Here is a 20,484-nt window from a genome sequence, read left to right as displayed (position 1 = left end):
GCTCCCGGGACGTGCGAAAGCCGCCCTGCCGAATCAGGCACCGCGAGAGGATGACTGGTTCGGCAGGGCGGGCAGGAAGTGATCGCGGGTGTGTGTCAGGAGCAGCGGGCGGGGATGAACTGCCCGACCCCGTTGAGCGTGGGCGCGGTCTGGGTTGCGTTCGCCAGGCCGACCGTCACCGGTCCTCGGGACGGGTCGACGTCGCGCATGATCGACCACGGCACCCGGAACACGCGGCCGGGGGAGGCCGCCCAGGGCAGTGTCTTGGTGGTCACGACGCGGCCGTTCTGGGAGAGGGTGACCTTGGGGAACCGGACGAGCGTGTCCGTCCACAACAGCAGGCGCTCTCGCGGCGGAGCCGGGTCGCCCGGGCGCAGCAGGCCGGGAGATACCCACCGGAACGGCTTTTCGGCGAGAATGCGCAGAGCCTCCCCGGTGGGAGCGGGCGCATGCGAGTCGAGGTAGCCGGCCACCTGATCGGCGACGAAGGTGCCGTCGAGTGCTGCGATGTCCGCGGTGTCGACCGGGTGCAGGACGTTGCCGGCGGCGAAGACGCCTCGAGCGCTGGTACGCAGGGCGGTATCGACCAGCGGCCCCTTGGTTCCGGGATCCAGTTCGATGCCTGCGGTGCGGGCCAGTTCGTGGTCGGGGATCCAATCGCCGGTGAAAATGACGGTGTCGCAGTCGATCTTCGTCCGGACTCCGGTGTCGAGGTGCTCGATCTCGATGGCTTCGACGTTCTTGCGGCCGATGATGCCGACGACGCGGGTGCGGGTGGCGATCGCGAACCGGAACAGTGCCTTGCCGGGGATGTTGAAGGCGGCGTACGACTCCGGTGAGGGGTATTGCGTGGTCATCAGCACGGTGTCGCAGCCGGCGTGGCGCAGTGTCATTGCCGCGGACCAGCTCACGAGTTCGCCGCCGACGATCACGGCCCGTGTGCCGACGCGACCGTGGTGCAGATGCACGAGATTCTGCAACTGCCCGGTGGTGTAGACGCCGGCGGGTCGGTCCCCCGGGATGAGGCGGGCCGGGCGGGCCCGCTCGCGGGCACCGGTCGCGAGGACGAGTGCCTTCGCCTCCACCCGCAGCAGCCCGGCCGGGCTGGTGACATCGAGCGCGCCGTCGGGGTGGACGGCGGTGACCGTCGCGTTGGTCCGGATGTCTGCCCCGGCGTCCGTCGCCGACCGGACCAGGCGCTCGGCGTACGCGGGACCTCCGATGAAGGTGTGGAGGTCGCGGATGCCGTAGCCGGGATGGTCGCAGTGCCTGGGGATTCCGCCGGCACGGCTCTCCCGGTCGAGGACGAGGGTGCGGCGGCCGTGGACCTTGCCGAGCCGGGTGGCGGCGGACAGGCCCGCCGGGCCGCCACCGACGATCGCGATGTCGGTCTTGATCACGGCGCGTGGTGAGGTAGGGACGCTCATCGGTTTTCCTTCGGTGTCGTGGCGGCGGAGCGGCCGGCGCATCGGTAGCCCTCGGCCAGGGCGCCCACCTCTGCTCCGCAGAAGAAGCCCTGGCATCGGCCGTTCATGGCGCGGGTGCGTCGGCGCAGACCCTCGAGCCCGGCCGGGGGAATGAGCGAGGCGTAGGCATCGCGGATCTCACCGGCCGTGACCCGCTCGCAGAAGCAGACGACCTTGCCGTATTCGGCGTCCGCGGCGATGCGCGCACCGTCCTGGTACGGGCGGGTGAAGGCCTCACCGATGTTCGGCATCGCCGGCGGGTCCGGCAGCTCGGCGCGGGGTTCGCCGAGAGCATCGGCCTTGGTGAGGAGTTCACCGACATACTCGGCGACGGCCATTCCGGACGTCAGGCCGGTCGACCGGATGCCGCCGACCAGGACGTACCGCTGATCGGTGTCGACCTCGATGAGGTAGTCGCCGTAGTCGGCGGCGGCCCGGAGCCCGGCATAGGTGGCGGTGACCTCTTCGTCGAGTAGCCGGGGCAGGAGCTTGGCGCCCTTGCCGAGCAGGAATTCGAACCCTTTCGCCGAGGTGCCCGTCGCCGACCGGTCGGTGAGGTCCTCTGCGGTCGGGCCGAGCATGACGTTTCCGTAGATGGTCGGCGATACGAGCACACCCTTCCCCCGGGAGGTGGGAACGGGCAGCACGATCTTGTCGACCAGGGGGCGGGCCAGCTTGTCGTAGACGAGAAGTTCGCCGCGGCGCGGGGTGATGTGAAAGCGGTTGTAGCCGAAGGCCTGATCGAGGAAGTCCGCCCCGAGCCCGGCCGCGTTGATCACCCAGCGGGCGGTGATGTCGCCTGCCGAGGTGTGCAGGACGGTGCGGTCTGCTTCGACCGTCACCGACGCCGCACGCGTGTTGGTCCGCAGCGTCACCCCGCGGGCGACCGCGTCGGTGGCCAGCGCGAGGTTGGTCGTCCAGGTGCAGATGATGGACTCGTCCGGCACGGTCAGACCGCCGAGGACGCCCTCGCCGAGATCGGGCACCATCCCGTACACGGTGGCGGCGTCGACGATGTCGCACTCGGTGTAGCCGTTGGCGGCGGCCTTGTCCCGCAGACTCGGCAGAGCGTCGTACTCCTCGTCGTTCCAGGCGACGAGGATTGCCCCGGTGTGTTCGACGGGAATTCCGGTCTGCTCGGCGTATTCCGACAGCAGCGTGTAGCCGCGGCTGACCATCCGTGATTCGAGGGTGCCGGGTTTCGCGTCGAATCCGGTGTGCAGGATCGCGGTATTCGCCTTGCTGGTGCCGTCGCCGACATCGTCACGGGCCTCGACGAGCGCGATGGTGAGGTCGTATCCGGCCAGTTCGCGGGCGATCGCCGAACCGACGATACCGGCACCGAGGACGACGAAGTCGTAGTCGGTGGGCGTGGGTGAGTCAGTCATCGTTTCTCCTGGGGAAGCGTCGCGTGTGCCGCCGACGTCCAGTGGTGTCGGAATTCTGCTGCGCGGTCGGGTGACCAGCGTGGTTCGTAGGTGGTGGCGGGAGTCCAGTCGGTGACCGCGTCGGTAAGGGACAGGCCGGGATTCATCGCCAGGCGCGCGCACGCGGCCGCACCGAGAGCGGTCGCATGCGATGAGGGATAGACGTCGATGGGGATCTGGGTCAGGTCCGCGGTCGCCTGCATCAACCGCCGCGACTGGGTGAGTCCACCGTCGACGCGCAGCCGGGTGAGCGGGCCGCCCAGGTCGACCTCCACGGCCGAGACCAGCTCGGCGGTCTGCGCCGCCAGGCCCTCCAGTACCGCGGCCACCAGCTGCGCGCGATCGGTGGACAGGGTCATCCCGGTGAACGAGGCGGTCGCGTCCGGTCGCCACCACGGTGCGGCCAGTCCCGCCAGCGCCGGGACGAAGTAGGTGCCTCCGGAATCCTCGGCGGCGGTGCTGTCGAGGTCCCGCGCCGACGTGATCAGCCCGAGGTCCTGTATCCACCGGATCGCCGACGCCGCGGTGTACGCCTGCCCGTCCACACAGTAGGAGGTCTGCCCCCGCACGTTCCACGCCGCGCAGGAGGCGAGCTGGGACGCCGAGCGCACCGGGCGTCGGCCGGTGTTGGCGAGCAGGAACACTCCGGTGCCGAAGGTGCACTTGGCGGTGCCGGGTTCGAGGCACCGCTCCGCCAGCAGCGCCGCCTGCTGGTCGACGATCAGCCCGCCGACGGCGGTGCTCCCGCCGAAGGCATCGGTCTTGCCCACCAAGGCGTCGTTGCCGACGATCTCGGGCAACCGCTCCTCGGCGAGCTCGAACAGCTCCAGCAGTTCCCGATCCCACCCTCCGGTGTCGAGACCGGTCAGCAGCGAGCGGCTCGCGGTGGCGGTGTCGGTGACGAATTCGCCGGTCAGGTGATGCACGATCCAGGTGTCGGTGGTGGTGACCACTCCCTCGCGGGAGACGTTGCGGCGCAGCCACTGCATCTTGGGCGCCGAGAAGTACGGGTCCAGAATCAATCCGGTCCGCTGTTCGACCCAACTCCGGGCCGCCGCCTTGTCGCGGCAGAGCATTTCCGATCGGCGGTCCTGCCAGACCACTGCCGGGCTCAGCGGTCGTCCGGTCTCCGGATCCCACACCAGGACGGTTTCGCCCTGGTTGGCGAGGGAGATGGCCGACACCGGCACTCCCGCCTGGGTGACCGCCTTCCGGCCCGCATCCAGGACGGAGTGCAGCAGGTCCATCGGATCCTGCTCGACGCCACCGGCCGCGAGATAGGTGGGGCGCACGGTGTTCTCGGCGATGGCGAGGACGTCGCCGTCGTCGGAGACGACGACCGCCTTGGTCCCGGAGGTGCCCTGGTCGATGGCAAGGACTGCCACGATCTCTTCCTTTCGAGAGTGTGAGCGCCGGGATCAGAACAGCGCGGATGCGCCGGCGGACTCGATGGTGCCGCGGAGCCGGCCGGGCGGACACTCCTCGGTCATCCGGCGGTGACGTGCTGCTGCGAGCATGATGACCCTCCTCGTTCTGTGGATTATGCGCCACGCCAATGCTTTCGGCATGGCGCGGCGCACTCCGGCACTCAACGGGCGATCACGAGGAACGGGTCAGGAGAGGCTGACGATGACCTGCTTGACTCGCGTGAACTCCTCGAGCCCCGCGGCGCCGCCTTCCTTGCCGTAGCCGGAGCCCTTGAAGCCGCCGAGCGGGCCTTCCGGTCCGACGGCCATGTGGTTGTTCACCCAGACCACCCCGGACTCGATGGCGTTGACGTTCCGCAGAGCGCGGCCGATGTCGCGGGTCCACACCGAGGCGGCCAGTCCCTGCTCGACCGCGTTGGCCTTGGCGAGGGCGTCGGCTTCGTCGGTGAAGGTCTGCACCGTCGCGACCGGTCCGAAGATCTCCTCCTGGACCAGCTCGTCGTCCTGCTGCAGCCCGTCGATCAGGGTGGCCTCGTAGAAGTAACCCGGACCGTCGACGGCCTTGCCGCCGGTGACGACGCGGGCGTGGGCGGGGAGCCGGTCGACCAGCTCGGCGACCCGGGCACGCTGGCCTTCGGAGATCAGCGGTCCGAGGACGGTCGACGCGTCGGCCGCGTCCCCGATCTCGGTGGCGGCCAGGCTGGCCGCGAGCGCCTCGACGAACCGGTCGTGGATCTTCTCGCTCACCAGCAGACGGGTGGCGGACATGCACTCCTGGCCGGCGTTGAACAGGATGCCGTTGGTCAGGATCGGCAGCGCGGCCTCGAGGTCGATGTCGTCGTAGATCACGACCGGAGCGTTGCCGCCGAGTTCGAGCACGAGACGCTTGGGCGCCGCGCCCGCCGCCTCCGCGATGCGCTGACCGGCCGAGGTGGAGCCGGTGAACGAGACCAGGTTGACCTCGGGGTGGCGTACCAGGTGATCGCCGACGACGCTGCCCTTGCCGTGGACGACGTTGAGGACACCGGCGGGCAACAGCTGCTGCGCGAGTTCGGCGAACCGGGTGGTGGCGATCGGGGTCAGCTCGGCCGGCTTGATCACGACCGTGTTGCCGGCGACCAGGGCGGGGGCCAGCTTCCAGACCGCCTGCCACAGCGGGAAGTTCCACGGGGTGATGCCGAGAACGACGCCGAGGGGCTCACGCCGGACGAAGCTGGTGTTGCCGGCGACGAATTCGCCGGCGGCCTGGGCGGCCAGTGCCCGGCCCGCCCCGGCGAAGTGCCGGAACGCCGCGACGATCCCGGGCAGTTCGTCACCGGTGGCCGCGGTGGTGGGCTTGCCGGCGTCGATCGTTTCCAGGTGGGCGAGTTCGTCGAGGTTGGCCTCGAGCAGATTCGCCAGTTCGTGCAGGATCTGCGAACGTTCGCCGGGGGTCTTGGCGGACCACGCGGGGAAGGCGGCGCGGGCGGCGGCGACCGCCCGGTCGGCGTCCTCGATCGTGGACTCGGTCAGCTCGGCGATCACCCCACCGGTGGAGGGGTTGAGGACCGTGCGGATCGTATCGGACGATCCCGTCACCGCCTTGCCGTCGATGATGTTGGTGAGCTGGATGGGGGACGACATGTGAAACCTTTCCTCGGTTGCAATTTATCGGCGGGTGGGGTTACAGGTGGCCTTGCAGGGTGTCGATGGACTTGCCGCGTCGGCTCTTGGGGATGGTCATGTACACGACTGCGCCGGAGAGGATCACCAGCAGCATGCCGATTCCGACGTGGGTGGGGTCGGAGTAGATCAGCAGCGCGCACAGCACCACCGACCAGACGATGGCCAGGACGAAGATGAGCGGGCTCAGGAATCCGTAGTGCCACGGGTGCTTCGGCAGCTTGCGCTGGAGCAGACCCCAGAGACCGACGGTGACGACGACGCCGTACGCCAGTCCCCAGGCCAGGGCGGTCATGGCGGCCAGTACCGACAGCAGCGACGACCACAGGGCGAAGATCACCGACAGGGCGAAGATGGTGAGGGTGGCGTTGATCGGGATGCGCTGCGCACTGACCTTGCGTAGCCAGTGCGCGGCGGGCACCTGACCGTCGCGGGCCTGCGACCACAGCACCCGGATTCCGGTGAGCTGCAACATCACCAGCGCAGCGAACAGGGCGATGATCGCGACGGCCTCGAAGATGTTGGCGAACGCGGAGCCGACGGCGGTGTCGAGGATCAGCTTGACGGGGGTGTCGCTGTCCATCACCGCGGGCAGGTCCTGGATTGCGAGCATGATCAGGGCGACCATGAACACGCCGACCACGTAGGACGACACGTTCGCCATGACCGAGGCCATCGGGGCCTTGCGGGCAGCGTCCTTGGTCTCCTCGGACGCGTTGCCGGTGGCATCGAAGGACGAGATCGCGTAGGCGGGCAGGATCATCGCGAACAGGAACGGGACGAACCAGTTTCCGCCGGAGGCGGTCCCGGCCGAGTCGCTCAGGAAGGACAGCGGCTGGGTGGGATGCTTGACGACCAGCAGGACGCCGACGAGTGCAACGACGCACAGCACCTCGGCGACGACGCCGATGTTGTTGAGTACCGCGGCGACCTTGACGCCCGCGATGTTGATGATCGTGCCGAGGACGATCAGGCCCAGCGCCCAGGGCAGGGTGTCGGCGGGACCGTCGAACGTGACGCCGAACCATCCGGCGATGAACGGGGAAATACTGACCGCCACGGTGGTGACGGCGACGGTGTGGGCGATGAGCAGCCACCATCCGGTCTGCCAGGCAAGCCACGGCTTGCCGGTGATCCGGCCGGTGATCTGGTAGACGCCGCCGGCCAGCGGGTAGGCGGACACCAGTTGTGCCACTGCCAGGCCCACGGTGAACACCTGCAGGCCGCCGCCGACGAGGAAGGACCAGAACGAGGCGGGGCCGAAGAATCCGAATCCCACGATGAGGGTGGTGAAGATGCCGGAGGCGATCGCGATCGAGGTGAACTGCACTCCGAACGCGGAGAAGAGTCCGAGTGTGCGGTTGAGCTCCTGCTTGTACCCGAGCTTCTCCAGGTACGCGGCGTCGGAGTCCGCGGGCGTCCCGGTGGGCGCGGACTCGAAGTCGGGTCCGGGCGCGGGTGGCTGGGTGGACACGGTCGGCTCTTCGGGTTTTGTGGCCATGCTGACCTCACTGGTCGGTGTCGAGAAAGCCTCGGCAGTGCGGCGAGGCTGGGGTCGGGGGTAGCCGCACAAGGGGAAGTCTATCCGCTCTTTGAGCAACTGTCGACAATCTACCATAGATGCGTGTGATCTCAATCACTGGTTGTTTCGGCTGGGCTACCGCCCGCTCGGAGGGGACAACAGACCCCGGTCCCCGCAGGTCAGATCGACCAGGGATCGCGCGGTGTCGTATCCGCGGCCGCTCAGGCGGGAGGCCAGCACCAGAAAGACCTGCGCCGTGGTGACGGCGTCACCGAGTGCGTGGTGCGGATCGACGACCGGTAGTCCCAGCGCGGTGGCGAGCCATTCGAGACCCGCGTCGCCGCGCTGACCCGCGGGCGCAGTGCCGCACGCGCGGGCCAGGGCCGCGGTGTCGATCAGCGGGACCCGAAACCGGATGCCGGCGTCCCGGAACGCGCGGGTGAGGAAGGCCTGCTCGACCCACGCCGAGTGTGCGACGACCACCCGATCGGTCATCAGGGCGGCGAGAGTGTGCACTGCGGCATCCGGCGGTGGGGCATCCGCGACGTCCGCCGGGCGCAGGGTGTGGACGGCGATCGCCTCCGGGGACATCGCCGACCGCGGACGGACCAGGTCGTAGACGCTCTCGGCGGTGATCACCCGGCCGTCTCGGATGACGACGGCGCCGTACGAGACGATGGTGTCCTTCTTCAGGTCCAACCCGGTGGTCTCGAGGTCGACGACGAGGTATTCGCTCTGCCGCCACGGTTTTCGCAGAGGGTCCTCGCGTCTTCGTCTCCAGTGCACCGTCATGGCAGCCGCGCCACCCACTCGCTCTCGAGCCGATTCTGCACCTCCGCGACGGCCCGGAACGCCTCCCGCAGGTAACGACGGGTCAGGGAGTCCAGTTGATTCGGCGCCACCCAGGTGGACGCGGGGGTGGTGGTCTTGATCGCGTCGATCTCCCGGCCCAGGATCAGCCCGTAGATGTACTCGAAGGCCTGCACGAGGACCTCGGTCTCGTCCGGCGTGAGCAGGTTCGACGCGCCGCCCCGCCGCAACCGGGTGATCGTCGAGCCGCGGTCGTCGCCGGTGACCACGGCGATCCACCGCCCCAGCGAGGCGATCGGGACCAGTCCGCGGGCCTTGAGGTCGAGGTGGCCGCGGTTGGCGCCGGACTGCTCGACGACGAAGTTGCGGACGAAACCCACCGGCGGGCGGCTCGAGACGGTGTAGCGCAGCAGCGCCGCAAGGTACTCGCGACTCCGGGTGGTGGCCAGCATCGCATCCGACACCGAGCGGCCCAGCGACAGCCCGGTCACCGGGCGGCTGTCCGCGATCATCGACGACAGCAGCAGTGCGTTGTGCTGGGTGGGGTTGCGGATCCACGACGTGGCGGTGGAGACGGCGTCGGCGCGGGAGCGGGCGAACTGCGGGTTGGTGGCATTGGCGCCGTCGACGCAGCGCTGCAGCCCGCACCGCTCCATGTTGTCGAGGACCCGCCCGGCCCACCGCTGCAAGTTCCGCGCCGGATTGCGTTCTCCGGGTAGGTCTTCCCAGACCAGGCTGGTGTCGACGTCCGAGCGGGGGAGCGGCTCCCGGCGTGCCACCGAGCCCAGCAGCAACCAGGACGTCCGGTGGGGCACGCAGTCGTCTCCGATGTCGGTGAGTTCGACCAGCCGCTGCAACAGGGCGTCCACGACCGCCGAGAGCAGTCCGGCGATGTGCATCGGTGCCACGCCGGTGTCGTACAGCTCGACCCAGGTGCCGGGCAGCAATGCGGCCGCGGCGGCGAGTTCGTCGATGGTGTGGGCGTCGTCCACGGCGCGGCGGATGACGAGGGGATTGCGTACCTCGGCGGAGGCGAGGTCGACCACCCGCAGCACGCCCACGGGCCGGTCGGCGCCGCCGCGGACCACCAGGTGGTGCAGTCCGCACTCGATCATGCGCAGGAAGGCGTCACCGACCAGGGCATCGGCGCCGATGGATTCGGCCGGGAAGGAGGCGATGGTGGTGACGGGGGCGTGCGGATCGAACGAGGCCGTCGCGAGGGCGCGCCGGAAGTCGCTGTCGGTGACGATCCCGATCTCCCCACCACGGTCGAGCAGGGCGTAGGACTGGGCGGCGTCGGTGATCACCGACGCGGCCTCGGACACGGTGGCCCCGGCGGGGCACCACACGGCCGGGCGCATCTGATGGCGGGCGGCGCGCAGGGCCTGATCGACCAGGCCGGACCGGGTGAGGCGTTCGCGGGTGACGAGGGTGTTGTAGTGCTGAAATTGCAGACGTTCGGGGTGAGCGAGGATGGGTCTCGGGTCCGGGAACCGGTAGCAGAGGCTGTCCTCGGCGGCCCGCACGTCCAGGGGCGGCGGCAGCCCGGACAGGACCGAGATCTGCCCGAAGGTCTCCCCGGACCCGAGCAGGTCGATCACCCGTCCTCGGTCGACGACCTCGACCTCCCCGGTGCGCACCACGTAGAAGTGCGACAGCGGGGATTCGCCGGCCTCGATGATGCGGGTCCCGGCCGGGAAGAACTCGACCTCGACGAGGCGGGCCAGGGCGTCGAGGTCGGTCGAGTCGAGTTCGTCGTACGGCGGCTGACCGCCGAGGAAGTCGACGTACTCACGCATGCGTGGCGGAAGCGGCCTCGCGCACGGTGTCGACGGCGTCCAGGGCGGATGCGGGACCGTGCACGTGACGATCGATCTCCCGGGTGATCGCGTCCATGTCGCCGGTGTCGATGATCGCCAGGAGCCGCTCGTGCTCGGCGACCACGTCGTGCAGGTCGGCGAAGGACTGGTGATCGGCGGACAGGAACAGCTGCAACTGCGATTCCCAGCTGCGCCACAGGTCGAGCAGCAGCCCGTGCTCGGAGAGCTCGTAGAACACGCGGTGAAAGCTCATGTGGGCGTCGATGGTTCGGGTCATGTCGCCGTCGTCGGCGCCGCGGGCCATGTCCTGCAACGCGCGGATGACCTTCGTGCGGCCACCGGCCGCCAGCCGTGGCATCGCCAGCTCGATCGCATACGGTTCCAGGCGCTTGCGCAGGCTGGCGATCTCCGCCATGCCCTGGGCGCTGACCTCGGCGACGAAGGCGCCCTTGTAGGCGATCTTCACCACGAGACCTTCGTCGGCGAGGATGCCCAGGGCTTCGCGGAGAGGTGCCCGGCTCACTCCCAGATCGGCGGCGATGTGTGCCTCCCGCAGCTGGCTGCCGGGGGCGAGGGTGCCGTCGAGGATGGCGGTGCGCAGCACGCCCGCGACGGTGCCGGGCGTGGTGCGCTGCTGGATTCGTCCGAGGGAAATCTCCCCCTCGTCGCGGCCCACTGTCGACCCCGGACGATTCGGTGACAGAGTCATCCCGTTGTCCTTTCTTGCTTCGGCCTCGTGGTTGCTCACTCGACGAGGTGGTATCAGTCCTACTCGGGTTGCAGGTGTCTTGTCGACAGTAGATCAGCTGGTGACCCGCCTGGGGGCCTCACTCCCCGGTGGCGGAGACGTAGATGGATCCGCGTTCGATCACCGGGTCGAGGATGCCGGTCGACAACTCGTTGGCGGCGTCCTCGAATCCGGCCGCGTCCCGGTGCTGTCCGGGGTACCCGATCAACGCCTTGACCTGCGGGGTCATGAAGTAGGCGCCGGCCACGATCGAGGAGAGCGGGTCGAAGGTGACCTTGTCCTCGGCCCACATGCGCTTCAACCGGGCGTGGAGTTCGTCGCCGTGGAGATCCGCGACGTCGTTGATCGCCGTGACGACCCTGTCGAAGACGTCGGCGCGGGCGGCCAGCGCTAGATCGAGATACCGCAGATAGTCCTGCGCTTTGCTGGCGGCGGGATTCTCTCCGGATTCGGGGATGAGGCTGTCCGCGATCCGCAGCAGGACGGTCAACTCGTCCTCGGACAGCTGCCGGGGCGGGCGGAGCGTGCGGACCGGCACGGACAGACGCCGCGGCGCCGAGGTCTTCAGTTCGATGGGTGTGGTGCTCATGCCTGGGCCTTTCCTGCGGTGACGTCCTCGACGACCTTGCGGCCCACCCGCAGTGCCAGAGCGCTGATGGTGCAGGTCGGATTGGCCGAGCCCGAGGTGACGAAGATGCTGCCGTCGGCGATGAAGAGGTTGTCGACGTCGTGGCTGCGGCCGAAGGAATCGACGACCGAGGTGGCCGGGTCGTCGCCCATCCGGGCGGTGCCGAGCAGATGTCCGGGCTGATCGACCCACAGTTCCTGGGTGATGATCTGCTTGGCTCCTGCCGCTTTGTGCAATTCCACCATCCGCTCGACGGTGTACTTCAGGATCTTGCGGGTGTTCTCGCTGACCCGGTATTCGACCTTCGGCGCGGGCAGCCCGTCCGAATCGAACTCCTCCGTGGAGAGGGTGACCCGGTTGTGTTCCTCGGGTAGATCCTCGACGTTGGCCGCCCACAGGATGCCGTTCGACGACGCGCGTGCCACGTCGTGGACGGCCGGTCCCCACAGCTCGTCGAAGTCGAGCTGGCGGTGGGTCTCGATGGTGTTCAGCGGTCCCGGGGTCGGCAGCGCGTGCAACTTCGCACCACGGACGAAACCGCGGGAGGTGTCGGTGTCGTAGAACTGCATCGAGTGGATCAGCTGCCCGGCCGGGCCGCGCCAACTCTCGAGGTTCTCCTCGTAGTAGCCGACCGCGGTGCAGTTCGGGTGCAGCATCAGGTTCTTGCCGACCAGCCCGGAGGAGTTGGCGAGCCCGTCCGGGTTGCGCTCGTCCGCTGACAGCAGCAACAGTCGGGGTGTGCCGATTCCGTTGGCGCACAGGACGACCGACTTCGCCGGTTGGAAGTGGACGGTGCCGTCGCGGTCGATCCACTCGGCACCGGTTGCCCTCCCGGTGTCGTCGGTTCGGATCCTGCGCACGCGCGCCCCGGTCTGCACCCGTGCACCGGCCTGCTGCGCCTGCGGCATGTAGATCAGATCGAACGAGGCCTTCGCGCCCTGCGGGCAACCCCATTCGCACACGCCCCAGCGGCCGCACTGCTCGAGGGTCTTGTTCTTCTGGCTCGGGATCGCGTTGGTGCCGGGCCACCAGTGCCAGCCCAGTGTGTTCGCCGCTTCGGCCGCCTTCATTCCCGGCTTGCCCAGTGGATGCGGCGGCAGCGGGTACTCGAGCCCGTCGGGGTAGGCGGTGTCACCGTCGACGCCGGACACGCCGATGAACGCGTCGACCTCGTCGTGGTACGGCTTGAGGTCGTCGTAGGCGATCGGCCAGTCGTCGGCGACGCCGTCGAGTGTCTTGACCCGGAAGTCCGAGGGCAGCAGCCGCGGCCACTCGGCGCCGTAGTAGATGGAGCTGCCGCCGACGGCGTTGAACATCACCGGCCACATGTCCGAGTCGCGGATGTCCACCGGATAATCGGAGGGCAGTGCGCGCACGTTCGGGTCGTGCGCCCAGTCGTGCTGGATCAGCAATTCCCATTCCGGGTGGTTGGCGGGGAAATCGCTGGGGTTGACCCAGTCGCCCTGTTCGAGGCACAGGACGTTCAGGCCGGCGGTCGCGGCCGTATGGGTGACCACTGCGCCGGACGGACCCGCGCCGATCACAAGCACATCGACCGAATCGTGCTCGGTGACATCGTGGCTGGTGGAAGTCATCGGAGTCGACCTCATTTCGTCTAATTGTCGACATTTTGTCATAGTGGCGTGCGTCACGTCCGCTGTCAAATGGAAGTGCGGTGGAGGCCCGAGGCTCTCGGGCCTCCACCGCACGTCAGGTGTGATCAGGCGCCGGCGAGGACACCGCCGTCGACCACGAACGCCGTGCCGGTGATGGCCGTGGAGTGATCCGAGAGCAGGAACGCGACCGAGTGGGCGATCTCGATGGGGAGGATGGCGCGTCCGATCGGCTGGAAGTCGGGGAGCCCGGCCTCGAGCTCGTCACGGCCACCGAGGGCGGTGTAATGCGGGACGTTCAGCGGGGTGTCGACGAAGCCCGGGCACAGGGTGTTGGCCCGAATGCCCTGCGCGCCGAAGTCGAGGGCGACCGCCTTGGTCAGCGTCAGCACTGCACCCTTGCTCGCGGTGTAGGTGGTCAGCAGCTTCTCCGCGCCGATCGAGTTGATCGAGCCGAAGTTGACGATCGATCCGCCGCCGGCCTTCAGCAGCTCGGGGATGGCGTACTTCGTCCCGAGGAACACTCCCTTGACGTTCACGTCGAACGTCTTCTGGAAGTCCTCGACGCTGGCGTCGAGGATGGTCCCGGGCTTGAGGACGCCGGCGTTGTTGACGATGCCGTCGAGCTTTCCGAAGGTCTGCACGGTGAAGTCGACAATGCCCTTGACCTGCTCTTCGTCCGTCACGTCCACGACCTTGGCGATCAGGCGGTCGTCGTCCACCTTCAACTGCGGCAAGCTCGCCTCGGAGTGGACGGTGGCGACCACCTGGGCGCCCTCGTCGTGCAGATGCAGCGCGGTGGCCAGGCCGATCCCGCCTCCGGCACCGGTGATGATTACTGTCTTGCCTTCGAGCAGCTGGCCCATAGTTCGCTCCTTCAGGGTGGTTTTCGCGGAAACAGGTCGCGCCGCGCAGGGGATTGATCCTTTGTCGACAATCGACCGACACGTTTAGTGTGCGTGCTTCGGGCGGCCGGGTCAAGCCTCGATTTGCCGGGCCGAACACCTCTTGACGGATGCCGTCGTCCGGCTTACGTTTCTAGTCGATTGTCGACTAGAGCACATTCGGCAGTCAACGGGCCGAGGTCGATCGGTCGTTCCGACCGCGGATCGCGGCGTTTCCACCACGAGGAGAGGACACATCCATGGCACCGAAGGTCCGTCTGTTGCACGAGCGGTTGGCGGCAGTGGTGAGCCAGCTACGCCACGGCGAGATGGTCTACATCGCCGATGCCGGAAGCGGCACCTCGGCGGCCAGTCTGGTGCCGCTGTCGCCGCAGGTCGAGACGATCGATCTGGGCATCGCGCCCGGGCTGCCCTCGGTCGGTGACCTGCTCTCCGTGCTGTGCGAGGCCGGAGATTTCGAGGCGGCAATCGTCACCGAGGACATGATCGGGGCCAACCCGGAGGGCCGGAAATTCGTCTCCGAACTGGTGGGGGAGGAGAACGTGCACGAACTGCGCTATCTGCCCGAGTTCTACCAACTGCGCGACCGGGTCAAGGTTTTCGTCCAGACCGGGGACTACTCGGTGCACGCGAACACCATCCTCGTCGCCGGCTACCCGAGCCCCCCGATCCCGTTGCAGTGGCTGACGTCGCCGACCTGGTTCCAGGACCTGTCCGACGGGCAGGCCCCCGACTCGACCGCACCGGAGGCGTGACGTGCCCTTCTTCGACGGCGTACGCAACACGATCTACTACCGGCACTGGGCTGCCCGGTCCCCCCACGCCCAGGTGCTGCTTCTGCACGGCTTCGGGGAGCACACCGGGCACTACCACCGGCTGGCCGGGCAACTGACCGATGCGGGCATCGAGGTGTGGGGCCCGGATCATCTCGGACACGGCCACACCGGCGGCCGCCCGGGAATGTTCCCCTCCGTCGACGAACTCGCGTCCAACGCCGGCATCCTGCTCGATCTCATGACGAGCACTCACCCGGACCTGCCCGTCGTCATCGTCGGGCACTCGCTGGGCGCGTTGACCGGGGCGCTGCTGGCGATGCGCACCGCGACCGCCCGCACCGGCCTGGTGATGACCGGTGCGCCGCTGTGGGGGCTGCCTCCCGAGGTGGAGGGGCGCACCGACCTGATCATGGCGAAGGACGAGGCATACCTCGACGCGCTCGCGAACGATCCGCTCGGATTCGACACCGCCCCAGCCGAACCGAACCTGTGGAGCGCGCTCGCCGTGGCCGGATGCAAAGTCCGCACGGGCCTTCCGGCCCTCATCATGCCGATCCTGTTGATCAATGGCGAGCACGACGCATTCGCCGCACCCGGTAAAGCGTCGGAGTTTGCGGGCGAACTTCACCAGTGCCGCGCCGTCGCGATCCCCGGTGGCTACCACGACATTCCCAACGACCTCGCGCACCGCGAGGTCGCAGGATTGATCATCGAAGTGACCACCCAGTGGTGCAGCGCGGGTCCCGTATTGTCGGCGAGTTCGCGGTGACCACCGCGGTGGAGGCGTTTCGCCTGGAAAACCGGCCGTTGCGGGAACGAATCGGGGTGGCGATCGACCGCTGGCTCGACCGTGATCCCGCAGCGCTGTGCTCCGAGCAGGCAGAGGCTCGCACCCCGTTCCGCACCCGTGACGGACGAAGAAGCCTCGAGGTGGGTGTGAGTGCACTCGTCGACCCCTGACTTCCGGCGCACACCGCTGACCGGACACCGGCCAGGCGCCGGTTCCGGTCGGCCCTCGCAATGCCTTCGTCCCGCGGGCGGTTCCGACACCGGACCTCCGTCAGCGGGGCGGGAAAGCTGACGATGACCACGATTCGGGCGTTGATTCTTCCCAAACCTATTACTCCGGAATGGGATTGGCAGATCCATGCACAGTGCCGGCAGATGGACACCGAGCTGTTCTACTCTCGTGACGGCGAAGAGCGAGCTGCCCGTGCCCGCCGAGAACGAGCGGCCAAGGAAATCTGCCTGGGCTGCCCCGTACGGCGAGCATGCGCACACCACGCCGTCACTGCCGGCGAGACGTACGGCGTGTGGGGTGGAACCACCGAGCGCGACCGGCAGACGATGATCCCGCGTGCTCGACGGGACGAGGCACGCCGACGCCGCTCTCTGCGTGTGCTTCCCCGCTCACGCCCACCGGGCACTGGGATGCGTTGGGAGTCCGAGCCTTCGGCCTGATGTGCGCATGGACGGTGGTGCCCGTCGGTGGACGGCGGCCGGTACCCGACCGCCGTCCGTGACGGGACGGACCGAGGCACTGCCTCAGGCGCGGGCGGTCTCCGCGTCGAACTCTTCCGACGCCTGCGACCACAGGCTGACGCGTCGGCCGCGGCTCTGGAAGAACTCGATCTCTCGCTTGATCCCCGAACTCCGATCCCACCCGTCCACGTCGAGAATGATCAATTCCTCCATCGATTCCATGAAGTGGGCGTCGATGGGTGCCCACAGCTTGCCGACCTCCCTGGGGTCGATTGTCTTGAAGGCCAGATTGATCGGGTGCGACATCGACACCTGACTGAAGACGACGTTGCCCGACTCGACGATCGTCGCGGCGACCTCGTTGCAGGCGAGGAAGCGCTCGTGAACGACACGTTCGTCCGCGTGGCTGTACGGGCAGGCCAGGAAAATCTTTCGCATGGGAAACCTATCCATTCGGCGGGATCGACTGTCCCGCAGGGTGTGAGAACACCGCCCTCGGCAAATCAGCGGGCGCGTGACGTGCGCAAGTCCGCTGCGATCGGGCGATCTGTCGACAATAAACCAGGGATTGCATTGTTGTCGACAGTCGCGGAGCTCGCTCGGTAACTCGACACGGTCGGTCGCGAGGTTCTACGTTCGGGATCTTCGTCACCCGGGTCTCAGTTCCGATCTGATGTAACCTGAGCCATACTTGTCGACAATCGACAGCATTGATCCAATGATCGACGGTTCTGGAGGGCATGTGCGCAACGCAACGGACGACTCGATCGGCAATCTCATCACGGTGAGGAATGCGCGGTTGGCTACCTTCGCCTCGTTCTTCCTCGGTGGGTACACCGTCGCAATGTGGGCGTCCAACGTTCCGCTGATCCAGGGCCGCAACGACGTCAGCGACGGCCAGTACGCGATCGTCGCCCTCTACATCGGTATCGGGGCCACAGTCGGATGCATCGCGGCGGGTCGTGTCGTCGACCGGTGGGGGCCGAAGTGGACACTGCGACTGTCGGCGGCGTTGTACGCCGTATCGCTGCTGCCTGTCGGATTCGCAACAGGGGCAGCGTCACTGGGGGTGGCCGCGTTGACGATGGGGTTTCTGCGCGGCGCCACGGACACGAGCGTGAATGCTCATGGTGTAGCAGTCGAGCGTCGTCTCGGGCGGTCGACGATGCTTGCATTCCACGCGGCCTGGCCGGCTGGTGGCTTGGTCGGCGGCCTCGTGAGTGCCCAATTCATGAGGATGGCGCCTGAAAGTCCGGTGCTGTGCCTGACCGTCAACGGGATCGGCGTCGCCGTTGCGGTGATCGTCCTGAGCCGGTGGTACCTCCCAGGGTCTCCAGAAGGCCACGGTGGCAAGATGATCGACGATCGCGCAGGCGCTGGTGGGCCGGCCGCCGCAACGAGTGCGGCACGGTCGGCGAGCACACTGTTGGCCGTCGCACTCGGATGCACCGGTCTGTGCGCCATGCTCGGCGAGGCGTCATCGGATTGGACCGGGAAGTACCTGCACGAACAACTCGCAACCACCACCGCAGTCGCTGCGCTCGCCTTCGCGTTCTTCTCGGCAGGTCAACTGATCGGCCGACTCGGCGGCGACGCGCTCACACGGAGATGGGGAGCGACGGCAGTGACCGCGACCTCGGGACTTCTGGCTGCCCTCGGCCTCGCGTTCACCCTCGCGCTACCCCATGCGTACACCGCGTTGCTGGGGCTCTTCGTCTTCGGCCTCGGGCTCGCTCCCATCGTCCCGCTGGTGCTGGCCACGGCCGGTCGCATCGACCCGGCCCGAAGCGGCACCAACATCGGAATCGTCAACATGCTCGGGTACGGCGGACTGCTTGTCGGACCAGTCCTCATCGGCACTGTCGTAGTCCACGCCGGATTGACTCTCGCACTCCTGATCCCGGCCCTGCTGGCACTCGTGGTCGCGGTCATCGGACCACCGGTCATGCGAAAGGCGCGCCTCGGTGCGAGTCATTCCCTCGTCGCGCCAGTCCCGAACGAGAAGGAATCGGTCAGACGATAACGGGCCCGGAATAGTTCAGGCACCGTGGCCGCTACACGCACAGGAATGTCTTCACCACCTCGCTAGCACCTCGAGTGAACTGCCGAGTTTCGGGGCCAGCAGCCCGGTGATCGCACCGGCCGCCATCCCGACGAGCACCCACACATACAGTCGCCGATACCACGGCTGACTGGCATGTGGTTCCGGCGAAATCGATTCGGGTGGCCTTCGTCCGCCGACCGTGGGCTCTCGCTTGAACATGTGTCTCCTCGCCTCGGGGATGCGGATATCGGCGACACGAATGGCCGGTGCGTCCAGGCATCGAGCATGTGCACCGAACGACTCCGCATTGTGAATCGGCCGCTACGGCAACGCTGAACATCAGCAGTCGCGGACTCGACCGGTCGATGACGCCGATCGGCAACAGCGATCGGTTCAGCGCCCGCGCACTTGTCATGATCGATCGTGATCTCAACCGTGTGTCGTGTTCGTCCATGTTCACCCTATTCTGACCCAGGTGGTACGCGGTACACTGCTGGCACAAACGGAGGTGATGGGAATGCTCGTCGACCGAGATCGGGCCCGTGACTCGATCCATGCCTTGTCGGATCCGGACCTCGTCGAGCTGCTGGTCGAGGAGTTCTCCCGCCGCCCGGCCCTGCGCCCGGTCCGGGATGATGTGACGGCGTTGCTGTCGATGAGCCCGGCGCTGGCGCGTCAGCAGGAGCGTGCGGTCGCCAACCCGGCCGCCGCGGCGGTGGCGCGCACGCGGATCGTCGCGTCCGCGCTGAGCTCGATCGTCGATCAGCACGAGATGTTCGACTCCACCGCAGTCAGCCGTGTCCTGGGGAAGGCGGCCACCAGCCGCAACACCGCCAGCCGCCTGTCGGCGGCCGGCACGGTGATCGCGCTGCCGGTCTCGGGCCACAAGCTCTACCCCGCGTTCCAGTTCGACGCCGAACGCCGGCAGGTCCGCCCGATCGTCGCCGAGATCAACCGGACCCTCGGCGCGAAGGACGACCCGTGGGGTGTGGCGTCCTGGTGGCTGAACCCGACCGACTTCGCCGACGACCCACGATCCCCGGCCGCACTCGCCGTCGACGGCGGGCACGAGCAGGATCTGCGGGACATGGCCGACGACCTCACGCAGGACTGAACCGACCGTGACCTACCCGGATCCACCCACCCCGCTGCCGCCTGCCCTGATCACCACAATCCCCGCCGACACCTCGCTGTGGCGCATCCACAGCGCCACCCGCGGCGCCGCGGAGTTGAACCCCACCGCCCGGCCGAGGACCCGGGCCGGGGGCCGGTTCGACAGTCTCGACGGCTCCTACGCCTACCTGTATCTCGGGGACAGTCCGGCCGCGGCGGTCGCCGAGACGCTCTGCCGCAACCTGCCGGTCGACCAGTCCCCGCGGCTGATCCCGCGGGCGACGATCGCCGGCCGGGTCCTGAGTGAACTGCGGACCACCCGCACGGTGCAGGTCGTGGATCTGACCGGGACCGGGGCGTCCCGGATCAACGCCGGTGCCTGGTTGTCCAAGTGCGACCCCTCCGGGTATCTGCACACCCGCCGGTGGGTCGCCGCGATCCTCGCCGAGAACCCCGATGTCGACGGCGTGCAATTCCGGCCGCGGCACGACGAGAACACCCTCTCCTGGATGTTGGCCGATGACCCGGCCACACACACTCACCCCGCCGTCACCGCTGTCGGTGGGGTGATCGCCCTCGACTCCGCCGACGGGCACTACCTGTTGGGTGCGATCCTCACCCCGCACAACGCCGCACTCGGACCCTGATCAAGCCCGGTCCGGTAGGTCAGCTGCGCGGCGTGGGTGATCCCGCGGTGGTGGACGAGTAGGAGCTGGTGCAGGTGAATTCGTCCGCCTCTGCATGGGAGGATGTGGCCGGTGAGTTCTTCGCCTGGGCGGGTTGGCGCCGAGGCGCTTCTCAGCCTCGCGGGCCGAGCTGAGCACGAATTCCGAACCTGTTGCGCGAAATACACAGTGCTGCAGACTCATTGACCTTGATCGCAGAATCGCGATTCCGCCATTCGAGCGTGAGGACAATGTGACCGATGGCAGAGCACGCGAGATGAATCTGCACGCGCTCCCCTGGCCGCGTACAGAACTCGAAGCACTACCGGGGCTTCGCCCCAGCCCGACGAGTCGTGTCGCGGCCGCTGCGGTCCGG

The 20,484-nt window shown here is 67.9% G+C and carries 20 protein-coding genes; 7 read left to right on the top strand and 13 right to left on the bottom strand.

What is annotated here, in order from left to right; translation table 11 throughout:
- Nucleotides 1-95: 95 nt before the first annotated feature.
- The 11 genes from P3H15_RS14365 to P3H15_RS14315 all read right to left on the bottom strand — a co-directional run bounded on the left by P3H15_RS14365 (nt 96) and on the right by P3H15_RS14315 (nt 13,989).
- Nucleotides 96-1,427 (bottom strand): NAD(P)/FAD-dependent oxidoreductase, encoded by a 1,332-nt coding sequence (locus tag P3H15_RS14365; RefSeq protein WP_276137848.1) that lies wholly within the window; start codon nt 1,425-1,427, stop codon nt 96-98.
- A complete protein-coding gene (locus P3H15_RS14360) occupies nt 1,424-2,854 on the bottom strand; it encodes an NAD(P)/FAD-dependent oxidoreductase (RefSeq protein ID WP_276137847.1) in 1,431 nt (476 codons plus the stop codon). Before P3H15_RS14360 ends, P3H15_RS14365 begins: the two co-directional genes overlap by 4 nt.
- Nucleotides 2,851-4,278 (bottom strand): FGGY family carbohydrate kinase, encoded by a 1,428-nt coding sequence (locus tag P3H15_RS14355; RefSeq protein ID WP_276137846.1) that lies wholly within the window; start codon nt 4,276-4,278, stop codon nt 2,851-2,853. Before P3H15_RS14355 ends, P3H15_RS14360 begins: the two co-directional genes overlap by 4 nt.
- Before the next feature lie 228 nt (nt 4,279-4,506).
- Nucleotides 4,507-5,943, bottom strand: a complete 1,437-nt coding sequence (locus P3H15_RS14350) for an aldehyde dehydrogenase family protein (protein WP_276137845.1) — start codon at nt 5,941-5,943, stop codon at nt 4,507-4,509.
- A 40-nt stretch (nt 5,944-5,983) separates the two neighbouring features.
- Nucleotides 5,984-7,483 (bottom strand): APC family permease, encoded by a 1,500-nt coding sequence (locus P3H15_RS14345; RefSeq protein ID WP_276137844.1) that lies wholly within the window; start codon nt 7,481-7,483, stop codon nt 5,984-5,986.
- Between the two features lie 156 nt (nt 7,484-7,639).
- A complete protein-coding gene (locus tag P3H15_RS14340; protein WP_276137843.1) occupies nt 7,640-8,296 on the bottom strand; it encodes a PolC-type DNA polymerase III in 657 nt (218 codons plus the stop codon).
- Complete coding sequence (locus P3H15_RS14335) at nt 8,293-10,113, bottom strand: putative nucleotidyltransferase substrate binding domain-containing protein (RefSeq protein ID WP_276137842.1); 1,821 nt, start codon at nt 10,111-10,113, stop codon at nt 8,293-8,295. The genes P3H15_RS14340 and P3H15_RS14335 overlap by 4 nt, the downstream gene beginning before the upstream one ends.
- On the bottom strand, nt 10,106-10,843 hold the full coding sequence (locus P3H15_RS14330) for a GntR family transcriptional regulator (RefSeq protein WP_072939211.1): 738 nt from the start codon (nt 10,841-10,843) through the stop codon (nt 10,106-10,108). Before P3H15_RS14330 ends, P3H15_RS14335 begins: the two co-directional genes overlap by 8 nt.
- Before the next feature lie 118 nt (nt 10,844-10,961).
- Nucleotides 10,962-11,471, bottom strand: coding sequence for a hypothetical protein (locus P3H15_RS14325; protein ID WP_276137841.1), 510 nt, complete (start codon nt 11,469-11,471; stop codon nt 10,962-10,964).
- A complete protein-coding gene (locus P3H15_RS14320; RefSeq protein ID WP_276137840.1) occupies nt 11,468-13,105 on the bottom strand; it encodes a GMC family oxidoreductase in 1,638 nt (545 codons plus the stop codon). The genes P3H15_RS14325 and P3H15_RS14320 overlap by 4 nt, the downstream gene beginning before the upstream one ends.
- A 125-nt stretch (nt 13,106-13,230) precedes the next feature.
- Nucleotides 13,231-13,989: an SDR family NAD(P)-dependent oxidoreductase gene (locus P3H15_RS14315; RefSeq protein WP_276137839.1), complete on the bottom strand. Its 759-nt coding sequence runs from the start codon at nt 13,987-13,989 to the stop codon at nt 13,231-13,233.
- Between the two features lie 278 nt (nt 13,990-14,267).
- Here P3H15_RS14315 and P3H15_RS14310 point away from each other — a divergent pair, with 278 nt between their 5' ends.
- Genes P3H15_RS14310 through P3H15_RS14295 form a run of 4 tightly spaced genes read left to right on the top strand, consistent with a single transcriptional unit; the run spans nt 14,268 to nt 16,265 of the window.
- Complete coding sequence (locus P3H15_RS14310) at nt 14,268-14,783, top strand: RbsD/FucU domain-containing protein (protein ID WP_276137838.1); 516 nt, start codon at nt 14,268-14,270, stop codon at nt 14,781-14,783.
- Nucleotide 14,784: 1 nt separating this feature from the next.
- Nucleotides 14,785-15,573 (top strand): alpha/beta fold hydrolase, encoded by a 789-nt coding sequence (locus tag P3H15_RS14305; RefSeq protein WP_276137837.1) that lies wholly within the window; start codon nt 14,785-14,787, stop codon nt 15,571-15,573.
- Nucleotides 15,570-15,764: a hypothetical protein gene (locus P3H15_RS14300; RefSeq protein WP_276137836.1), complete on the top strand. Its 195-nt coding sequence runs from the start codon at nt 15,570-15,572 to the stop codon at nt 15,762-15,764. Before P3H15_RS14305 ends, P3H15_RS14300 begins: the two co-directional genes overlap by 4 nt.
- Nucleotides 15,765-15,824: 60 nt before the next feature.
- Nucleotides 15,825-16,265 carry a WhiB family transcriptional regulator gene (locus P3H15_RS14295; protein ID WP_346348776.1) on the top strand — a complete coding sequence of 147 codons (441 nt, stop codon included), beginning with the start codon at nt 15,825-15,827 and terminating at the stop codon, nt 16,263-16,265.
- Between the two features lie 84 nt (nt 16,266-16,349).
- Here P3H15_RS14295 and P3H15_RS14290 read toward each other — a convergent pair whose 3' ends face one another.
- Nucleotides 16,350-16,724, bottom strand: coding sequence for a DUF1937 family protein (locus tag P3H15_RS14290; protein ID WP_276137834.1), 375 nt, complete (start codon nt 16,722-16,724; stop codon nt 16,350-16,352).
- A 304-nt stretch (nt 16,725-17,028) separates the two neighbouring features.
- On the opposite strand from P3H15_RS14290, the gene P3H15_RS14285 reads away from it, so the two are divergent.
- Entirely contained in the window at nt 17,029-18,309 is a 1,281-nt protein-coding gene (locus tag P3H15_RS14285; RefSeq protein WP_276137833.1) for an MFS transporter, read from the top strand.
- 51 nt (nt 18,310-18,360) lie between these two features.
- On the opposite strand, the gene P3H15_RS14280 is transcribed toward P3H15_RS14285, so the two are convergent.
- Entirely contained in the window at nt 18,361-18,549 is a 189-nt protein-coding gene (locus tag P3H15_RS14280; RefSeq protein ID WP_276137832.1) for a hypothetical protein, read from the bottom strand.
- Between the two features lie 298 nt (nt 18,550-18,847).
- Here P3H15_RS14280 and P3H15_RS14275 point away from each other — a divergent pair, with 298 nt between their 5' ends.
- Complete coding sequence (locus P3H15_RS14275; RefSeq protein ID WP_276137831.1) at nt 18,848-19,444, top strand: hypothetical protein; 597 nt, start codon at nt 18,848-18,850, stop codon at nt 19,442-19,444.
- A 7-nt stretch (nt 19,445-19,451) separates the two neighbouring features.
- Entirely contained in the window at nt 19,452-20,090 is a 639-nt protein-coding gene (locus tag P3H15_RS14270) for an RES family NAD+ phosphorylase (RefSeq protein ID WP_276137830.1), read from the top strand.
- Nucleotides 20,091-20,484 lie beyond the last annotated feature (394 nt).

Source organism: Rhodococcus sp. T2V (genome assembly GCF_029269925.1).
GTDB lineage: Bacteria > Actinomycetota > Actinomycetes > Mycobacteriales > Mycobacteriaceae > Rhodococcus_F > Rhodococcus_F koreensis.
This window is presented reverse-complemented; position numbering and strand designations above follow the sequence as displayed.

Coding starts and splice junctions, on each gene's coding strand:
- P3H15_RS14330 (WP_072939211.1), bottom strand. CDS start 10,843: ATGACTCTGTCACCGAATCGTCCGGGGTCGACAGTGGGCCGCGACGAG.
- P3H15_RS14295 (WP_346348776.1), top strand. CDS start 15,825: ATGCCTTCGTCCCGCGGGCGGTTCCGACACCGGACCTCCGTCAGCGGG.
- P3H15_RS14325 (WP_276137841.1), bottom strand. CDS start 11,471: ATGAGCACCACACCCATCGAACTGAAGACCTCGGCGCCGCGGCGTCTG.
- P3H15_RS14320 (WP_276137840.1), bottom strand. CDS start 13,105: ATGACTTCCACCAGCCACGATGTCACCGAGCACGATTCGGTCGATGTG.
- P3H15_RS14315 (WP_276137839.1), bottom strand. CDS start 13,989: ATGGGCCAGCTGCTCGAAGGCAAGACAGTAATCATCACCGGTGCCGGA.
- P3H15_RS14275 (WP_276137831.1), top strand. CDS start 18,848: ATGCTCGTCGACCGAGATCGGGCCCGTGACTCGATCCATGCCTTGTCG.
- P3H15_RS14365 (WP_276137848.1), bottom strand. CDS start 1,427: ATGAGCGTCCCTACCTCACCACGCGCCGTGATCAAGACCGACATCGCG.
- P3H15_RS14345 (WP_276137844.1), bottom strand. CDS start 7,483: ATGGCCACAAAACCCGAAGAGCCGACCGTGTCCACCCAGCCACCCGCG.
- P3H15_RS14310 (WP_276137838.1), top strand. CDS start 14,268: ATGGCACCGAAGGTCCGTCTGTTGCACGAGCGGTTGGCGGCAGTGGTG.
- P3H15_RS14350 (WP_276137845.1), bottom strand. CDS start 5,943: ATGTCGTCCCCCATCCAGCTCACCAACATCATCGACGGCAAGGCGGTG.
- P3H15_RS14280 (WP_276137832.1), bottom strand. CDS start 18,549: ATGTTCAAGCGAGAGCCCACGGTCGGCGGACGAAGGCCACCCGAATCG.
- P3H15_RS14335 (WP_276137842.1), bottom strand. CDS start 10,113: ATGCGTGAGTACGTCGACTTCCTCGGCGGTCAGCCGCCGTACGACGAA.
- P3H15_RS14360 (WP_276137847.1), bottom strand. CDS start 2,854: ATGACTGACTCACCCACGCCCACCGACTACGACTTCGTCGTCCTCGGT.
- P3H15_RS14290 (WP_276137834.1), bottom strand. CDS start 16,724: ATGCGAAAGATTTTCCTGGCCTGCCCGTACAGCCACGCGGACGAACGT.
- P3H15_RS14340 (WP_276137843.1), bottom strand. CDS start 8,296: ATGACGGTGCACTGGAGACGAAGACGCGAGGACCCTCTGCGAAAACCG.